Source organism: Micromonospora sp. SYSU B005 (genome assembly GCF_055362685.1).
Window position 1 is genome coordinate 1 of the sequence record NZ_JAXCFU010000035.1, and the last position, 7,945, is coordinate 7,945.

Here is a 7,945-nt window from a genome sequence, read left to right on the forward strand (position 1 = left end):
CGTTGGACGATCTGGTCGGGTTCTTCGTGAACACCTTGGTGCTGCGGACGGATCTGTCGGGCGATCCGACGTTTGTGGAGGTGCTCCGCCGGGTTCGGCGGGGCAGTCTGGATGCCTTGGAGCATCAGGATGTTCCGTTCGAGCGTCTCGTGGAGGAGTTGGCGCCGCTGCGGTCGTTGGCCCGGCATCCGCTGTTCCAGGCGATGCTGACTTTGCAGAACCTGGAACGCGGCACGGCCGGCCGCCCGCAGGCGCACGCCGGAGCGGTGAACGCCCGTTTCGACATGGAGATGACCGCGGCCGAGGCATTCGGCACCGACGGCCGCCCGGCCGGGCTGCACGGTGTGCTCGTGGTCGCGGCGGACCTGTTCGACGCGTCGACCGCGGAACGGATCGTCGACTGGTTCGTGCGGGTGCTGACGGCTTTGACCGCCGCTGCCGGGACCCGGCTGCGCGGCGTCGAACTGCTCGACGCGAGCCTGCGGGACCGGGTGCTGGTCGGGTGGAACGACACCGCCGCCGAGATCACCGATGCCACCGTCATGGACCTGTTCGACCGGCAGGTCGCCGCGTCGCCGGACGCGGTCGCGGTGATCGCCGACGGCGTCGAGCGGTCCTACCGCGAGGTGGACGCGGCGGCCAACCGGGTGGCGCGGCACCTGGCCGCCCTGGGCGTCCGGGCCGAGTCGGTCGTCGCGGTCGTGATGGACCGCGGCGTCGACCTGGTGACCGCGTTGCTCGGGGTGTGGAAGGCCGGCGGCGCCTATCTGCCGATCGACCCCAGGACGCCGGCGGCCCGCATCGAGTTCATGTTGTTCGACAGCGGCGCGCAGCACGTGTTGACCTCGGCGGTCGGTGAGTGGTCGGTGCCGTCGACGGTGGTGTCGGAGCTGGCGGGTGTTGATGACGGGCCGGTTCCGGTGCGGGTTTCGGCGGCTGGTGCGGCGTATGTGATCTACACGTCGGGGTCGACCGGTACGCCGAAGGGTGTGGTCGTGTCGCATGCCGGTGCGGTCAATCTGGGCTTGGCGCAGGGCCGGGCGTGGGGGACGGGGCCGGGGTCGCGGGTGTTGCAGTTCGCGTCGATCGGGTTCGACGCGGCGACGTCGGAGTTGTTGATGGCGTTGGCCTGGGGTGGCGCGCTGGTCGTCGCGCCCGCTGATGAGTTGCGGCCTGGTTCGGGTCTGGCGGAGTTGCTGGACCGACATGCCGTGACACATGCGACTTTGCCGCCGGCGGTGCTGGCCGTGTTGGATCCGGTCACGGTGCGTTCGGTCGGGACGGTGGTGTCCGCAGGTGAGGCACTGGACCGGGCGGTGGTGGACCGGTGGGCGAGTGAGCGGCTTCTGGTGAATGCGTACGGGCCGACCGAGACGTCGGTGTGCGCCACGATGTCGGCGCCGCTGTCGGTGGGTCAGGCCCCGACGGTGGGGGGCCCGATCGCGAACACGCGGGTGTACGTGCTCGACGACAGCCTGGCCCCGGTGCCGCCGGGTGTGGCCGGTGAGCTCTACGTCGCCGGCGCCGGAGTGGCGCGCGGCTACGTGGGCCGCGCCGCGCTGACCGCCGAACGGTTCGTGGCCTGCCCGTTCGGTACCGACGAGCGGATGTATCGCACCGGTGATCTGGTGAAGTGGACGTCGGACGGGCAGTTGATGTTCGCCGGTCGGGTCGATGACCAGGTCAAGCTTCGCGGTTACCGGATCGAGCCGGGTGAGGTTGAGGCGGTACTTCAGGCTCATCCGGAGGTGCTTCACGCCGCGGTGACGGTTCGGGAGGACATGCCGGGCGACAAGCGGTTGGTGGCGTATGTGGTGGCGGGCGATGCGGGTGGGTTGCGGGAGTACGTGGCGCAGCGGCTGCCGGAGTACATGGTGCCGTCGGTGTTTGTGGTGCTGGACCGGTTGCCGTTGACGGTGAACGGGAAGGTGGACCGGCGGGCGTTGCCGGCCCCCCACCATGCGGCGGGTTCGGGTCGTGGTCCGGTGACTGTGCGGGAGGAGATCCTGTGTCAGGTTTTCGCTGAGGTTCTGGGTCTCGACGCGGTCGGCGTGGATGACGATTTCTTCCGCCTCGGTGGGCATTCGTTGCTGGCGGTGCGGTTGGTGGAGGTGCTGCGCGGCCGGGGTGTTGCCGTGTCGGTGCGGGCGTTGTTCGAGACGCCGACCCCGGCCGGGTTGGCCTCGGCCACCGCGGCTGACGTGGTGGTGGTGCCGGACAACCTGATCCCGGACGGTGCGCAGCGGATCACGGCGGACATGCTGCCGCTGGTCGACTTCTCGGATGCGGACGTCGAGCGGGTGGTCGCCACCGTCGAGGGTGGTGCGGCGAACGTCGCGGACGTGTATCCGCTGGCACCCCTGCAGGAAGGCATGCTGTTCCACCACCTGATGGCGGATGGTGGTGAGGACCCGTACGTATCGGCGTTCGTCATGCGGTTCGACACGCGGGGCCATCTCGATGCGTTCGTGGATGCGCTGCAACAGGTCGTGAACCGGCACGACATCTACCGCACCGCGGTGATGTGGGACGGGCTGCCGGAGCCGGCGCAGGTGGTGTGGCGCACCGTCACGCTGCCGGTGACGACCCACCTGCTCGGCGAGGAGGCGGCCGCCGACCCGGTGGCCGGTCTGGTCGGGCTGGCCGGGCCGGGCATGGACCTGAGCCGGCCGCCGCTGATGGACGTCCACGTGGCGCAGGACGGCGACGGCTGGCTGGGCATGTTGCGGATGCACCACATGCTCCAGGACCACCAGGGCATGGACGTCCTCCAGCAGGAGGTGCAGGCAATCCTGGACGGGCGGTCGGAGGAGCTGCGGCCGGCCTTGCCGTTCCGCAACTTCGTGGCCCAGGCGCGCAGCGTGCCGCGGGCCGAGCACGAACGGTACTTCGCGGAGCTGCTCGCTGACGTGACGGAGCCGACCGCGCCGTACGGGCTGATGGACGTACTGGGCGACGGCACCGGGTCGACCGCCGCGATGGTGCCCGTGCCCGACGACGTCGTCGACCGGCTGCGCGAGGTGTCGCGGCAACTCGGCGTGAGCGCCGCGACCGTGCTGCACGTCGCGTGGGCGCGGGTGCTGTCGACGTTGTCGGGCCGCGACGACGTGGTGTTCGGCACGGTGTTGTTCGGGCGGATGAACGCGGGCGCGGGCGCCGACCGGGTGGTCGGTCCGTTCATCAACACGCTGCCGGTGCGGGTCCGGACCGGTCGGGTGGGGGTGCGCGAGGCGGTCGAGGACATGCGGCGGCAGCTCGCGGCGTTGCTGGAGCACGAGCACGCGCCCCTGGCGATCGCGCAGCAGGCGAGTGGGGTCGCGGAGAACACGCCGCTGTTCACGTCGCTGTTCAACTATCGGTTCGTCGCGCGGGGCGAGGAGCCGAGCGGGACTCAGCAGGGCATCCGCAGCGTCTACTCGCGGGAGCGAACGAATTATCCGCTGACGGTGGCGGTCAACGACCGGGATACGGGCGGGCTGAGCCTCAGCGTGGAGGTGACCAACCCCCTCGACCCGGAGGCGATCGGGCGGCTGCTGTGCACGGCCGTCGAGAACCTGGTCGCCGCGCTCGGCGAGTGCGATGTTGCGGTGCACGCGGTGGAGGTGCTCGAGGCGCCGCAGCGGGAGCAGCTTCTGCTCGGCTGGAACGACACTGCGGCCGATCTTCCTGCTGAGACGTTCGGGGCGGTCTTCGAGGCGCGGGTGCGTGTGTCGCCGGGTGCGGTGGCGTTGGTCGCCGGTGACGTGGTGTTGACGTACGCGGAGTTGAACGCCTGGGCGAATCAGATGGCGCGGCGTCTGGTCGAGTTGGGTGTGGGACCCGAGCGGGTGGTTGCTCTGGTGTTGCCGCGGTCGGTGGAGATCGTGGTGGCGATGCTAGCCGTGTGGAAGGCCGGCGGTGCTTACGTTCCGGTGGATCCGGGGTTGCCGTCGGCTCGGATCGATTTCCTGGTGGGTGATTCCGGTGCTGTTCTGACGGTCACTGAATTCAGTGCTGTTCTCGACCGTGTCGACGGTGTCGACGATGCCGATCTGCCGGTTGTCTGTGGTGGTGACAGTGTCGCGTATGTGCTTTACACCTCTGGCACTACCGGGACGCCGAAGGGTGTGGCGGTCACGCATCGGGGTCTGGTCAACTTGGTCACCTGGAGCGGACTCGACGCAGGTGACCGGGTTCTGCAGCGGACGGCGTTGAGTTTCGACGCGGCGGTGTGGGAGTTGTTCTCGCCGTTGGCGGCTGGGGCGGCGGTGGTGTTGGCGCCGGTGGGTGTCGATCGTGATCCGGGTGGGTTGCTGCGGGTGGTGGCCGAGCAGCGGGTCACGGCGGTGCAGGTGGTTCCGACGCTGTTGCAGTTGTTGGTGGATGAGCCGGGCTGGGCGGACTGCACCGCTTTGCGGCTCGTGGTCGCCGGTGGTGAGCCGTTGTTCGCTGAGGTGGCTTCCCAGGTGCCGGTGCCGGTGTGGAACGTCTACGGTCCGACCGAATGTACGGTCGACGCGACCGCGCATGTGTTGGACCCGGCCCAGGCCGATGGTCCGGTGCCGATCGGTGCTCCGATCTGCAATACCCGTCTGTTCGTGCTGGACGAGTATCTGCAGCCTGTACCGGTGGGCGTGGCCGGGGAGTTGTATGTCGCCGGTGCTGGGGTCGCGCGTGGCTATGTGGGCCGGGCCGCGTTGACCGGTGAGCGGTTCGTGGCGTCGCCGTTCCTGGTTGGTGAGCGGATGTATCGCTCGGGTGATCTGGCGAAGTGGACTGTCGATGGCCGGTTGGTGTTCGTCGGCCGGGCGGACGAGCAGGTCAAGGTTCGTGGGTTCCGGGTCGAGCCGGGTGAGGTCGCGTCGGTGTTGCTGGAGCACCCCGACGTGGTGCAGGCTGCGGTTGTCATCCGGGAGGACATGCCGGGTGACAAGCGGTTGGTGGCCTACGTGGTGGCTGCTGAGGCGGCTGGGCTGAGGGAGTTCGTCGGGCAGCGGGTGCCGGAGTACATGGTTCCGTCTGCCGTGGTGGTCCTCGACCGGTTGCCGCTGACGGTCAACGGGAAACTGGACCGGCGGGCGTTGCCCGCGCCGGACTACGCGCTGGGTGCGAGTCGAGGGCCCGTGTCGGTGCGCGAGGAGATCCTGTGTGGTGTCCTCGCCCAGATCCTGGGCGTCACCTCGGTCGGCGTTGACGACGACTTCTTCGCGATGGGCGGCCACTCCCTGCTCGCGGTGCGGTTGGTGTCGCGGGTGCGGGCGGTGCTGGGTGTCGAGTTGCCGTTGCGGGTGCTGTTCGAGGCACCGACCGTCGCGGGCCTGGAGAGCTGGCTGAACGGGTCAAGTGTGGCCGCGGCCCGGCCGGTCCTGCGGGCGGGAAAGCGTACGGCGCGGACGCCTCTGTCCTTCGCCCAGCAACGACTGTGGTTCCTGAGCCAGCTCGACGGGCCCAGCCCGCTCTACAACATCCCGGTCGTGGTGCGGCTCGGCGTCGAGCTGGACATCGACGCGGCGGACGCGGCGCTGCGGGACGTCATCGAACGGCACGAGTCGCTGCGAACGGTGTTCGCGGTAGCGGACGGGCAGCCGTACCAAAGGGTTCTGGACCCGGCCGGCCTGGACTGGGCCCTGCAGGTGCGGACCGTGCGCCCGGCGGAGCTGGACCGGGCCATTGCCGAGGCGGTCGAGCACCCGTTCGACCTGGCGGTCGAGGTACCGCTGCGGGCGTGGCTGTTCCAGGCCGGCGCCGAGTCGGCTCTCGTGCTGGTGGTGCACCATATCGCCGGTGACGGTTGGTCGATGGGGCCGCTGAGCCGGGACCTCTCGGTGGCGTACGAGGCGCGGCGGAGCGGTGCGGCGCCGGAGTGGGCGCCGCTGCCGGTGCAGTACGCGGACTACTCGGTGTGGCAGCGCGAACTGCTCGGCTCCGAGTCGGACCCGCAGAGCCTGCTGTCGACCCAGGTCGCCTATTGGCGGGACGCGTTGGCCGGGGCACCGGAGGAACTGGCCCTGCCGGTCGACCGGTCGCGTCCGGCAGTGGTGTCACACCGCGGGCACCAGGTGCCGCTGTCGGTGCCGCCCGAGGTGCACCAACGGCTCGCCGAGCTGGCCCGGGCCGAGGGCGTGACCACGTTCATGGTGCTGCAGGCCGCGTTCGCGCTGCTGCTGTCCCGGCTCGGGGCCGGCACGGACATCCCGATCGGTTTCCCGGTCGCCGGGCGCAACGATGAGGCCCTCGACGATCTGGTCGGGTTCTTCGTCAACACCCTGGTGCTGCGGACGGACCTGTCGGGCGACCCGACCTTCGCCGAGGTGCTCCGCCGGGTCCGGCGGAGCAGCCTGGACGCCCTCGAACACCAGGACGTGCCGTTCGAGCGGCTCGTCGAAGAGCTGGCGCCGCTGCGCTCGCTGGCCCGGCACCCGCTGTTCCAGGTGATGCTCACGCTCCAGAACCTCGAACGTGGCACGGCCGGCCGGTCGCAGGCTGATGTCGGCGCGGTGAGCACCACCGCGCGATTCGACCTGGAGGTGACGGCCACCGAGACGTACGACGCAGAGGGCCACCCGGCTGGTCTTCAGGGCGCGGTGGTGGCGTCCGTGGACCTGTTCGACGCGTCGTCGGCACAGCGGATCGCCGACTGGTTCGTGCTGGTGCTGGACCGGGTGACCGCCGCCCCGGGCAGCCGGCTGCACGACGTCGACCTGCTGGAGACCGGCCTGCGGGACCGGATGCTGCTCGACTGGAACGACACCGCCACCGCACTGCCTGACGGCACGGTGGTCGAGTTGCTGGCGCGCCAGGTGGCGGCCACGCCGGACGCGCCGGCGGTCGTCGCTGACGGTATCGAACTGTCCTACCGCGAGCTGGACGAGGCGGCGAACCGCGTCGCCCGTCACCTGGCCGGCCAAGGGGTCAGAGCCGAGTCGGTGGTGGCGGTCGTGATGAACCGCGGCGCTGATCTGGTGGCGGCGTTGCTCGGGGTGTGGAAGGCCGGCGGCGCGTACCTGCCGATCGACCCGAAGGCGCCTTCGCAGCGCATCGAGTTCATGCTCGCCGACAGTGGCGCCCAGCACGTGCTGACCTCGACGGCGGGCGAGTGGACGGTGCCGTCGACCGTGGTGTCGGAGCTGGCGGGAGTCGATGACGCAACGCTGCGGGTCCCGGTCTCGCCGGCCGGTGCGGCGTACGTGATCTACACCTCGGGATCGACCGGCACGCCGAAGGGCGTGGTCGTGTCGCACGCCGGTGCGGTCAACCTCGGCTTGGCGCAGGGCCGGGCGTGGGGCACCGGTCCTGGATCGCGTGTGCTGCAGTTCGCGTCGGTGGGTTTCGACGCGGCGACCTCGGAACTGCTGATGGCGCTGGCCTGGGGTGGCACATTGGTGGTGGCCCCGGCGGACGAGCTGCGGCCCGGGTCGGGTCTGGTGGAGGTGCTGCAGCGGCACGCCGTCACCCATGTGACCCTGCCGCCGGCGGTGCTCGGTGTGCTCGACCCGACCGCGCTGCGGACGGTCGGCACGGTCGTGTCGGCCGGTGAGGCGATCGACCAAGCCGTCGTGGACCGGTGGACCGGAACTCACCGCCTGGTGAACGCGTACGGGCCGACCGAGACCTCGGTGTGCGCCACGATGTCCGCCCCACTGTCGGTCGGACAGGCCCCCACGGTGGGCGGGCCGATCGCGAACACCCGAGTGTTCGTGCTCGACGACGGCCTGTCGCCGGTGCCGCCGGGGGTGGCGGGCGAACTTTACGTGGCGGGTGTCGGCGTGGCTCGCGGCTACGTGGGCCGGGCCGGCCTGACGGCGTCACGGTTCGTGGCCTGTCCGTTCGGTCCGGGCGAGCGGATGTATCGCACTGGTGACCGGGCGAAGTGGACGTCGGACGGGCAGTTGATGTTCGCCGGTCGGGTCGATGACCAGGTCAAGCTTCGCGGTTTCCGGATTGAGCCGGGTGAGGTCGAGGCGGT

1 protein-coding gene is annotated in these 7,945 nt (G+C 70.3%); it reads left to right on the forward strand.

Going from position 1 to position 7,945, the window contains the following annotated elements; genetic code table 11:
• Nucleotides 1-38: 38 nt before the first annotated feature.
• A partial coding sequence (locus tag SM452_RS30100) for a non-ribosomal peptide synthetase (RefSeq protein ID WP_463841194.1) occupies nt 39-7,945 on the forward strand: 7,907 nt, incomplete at its 3' end.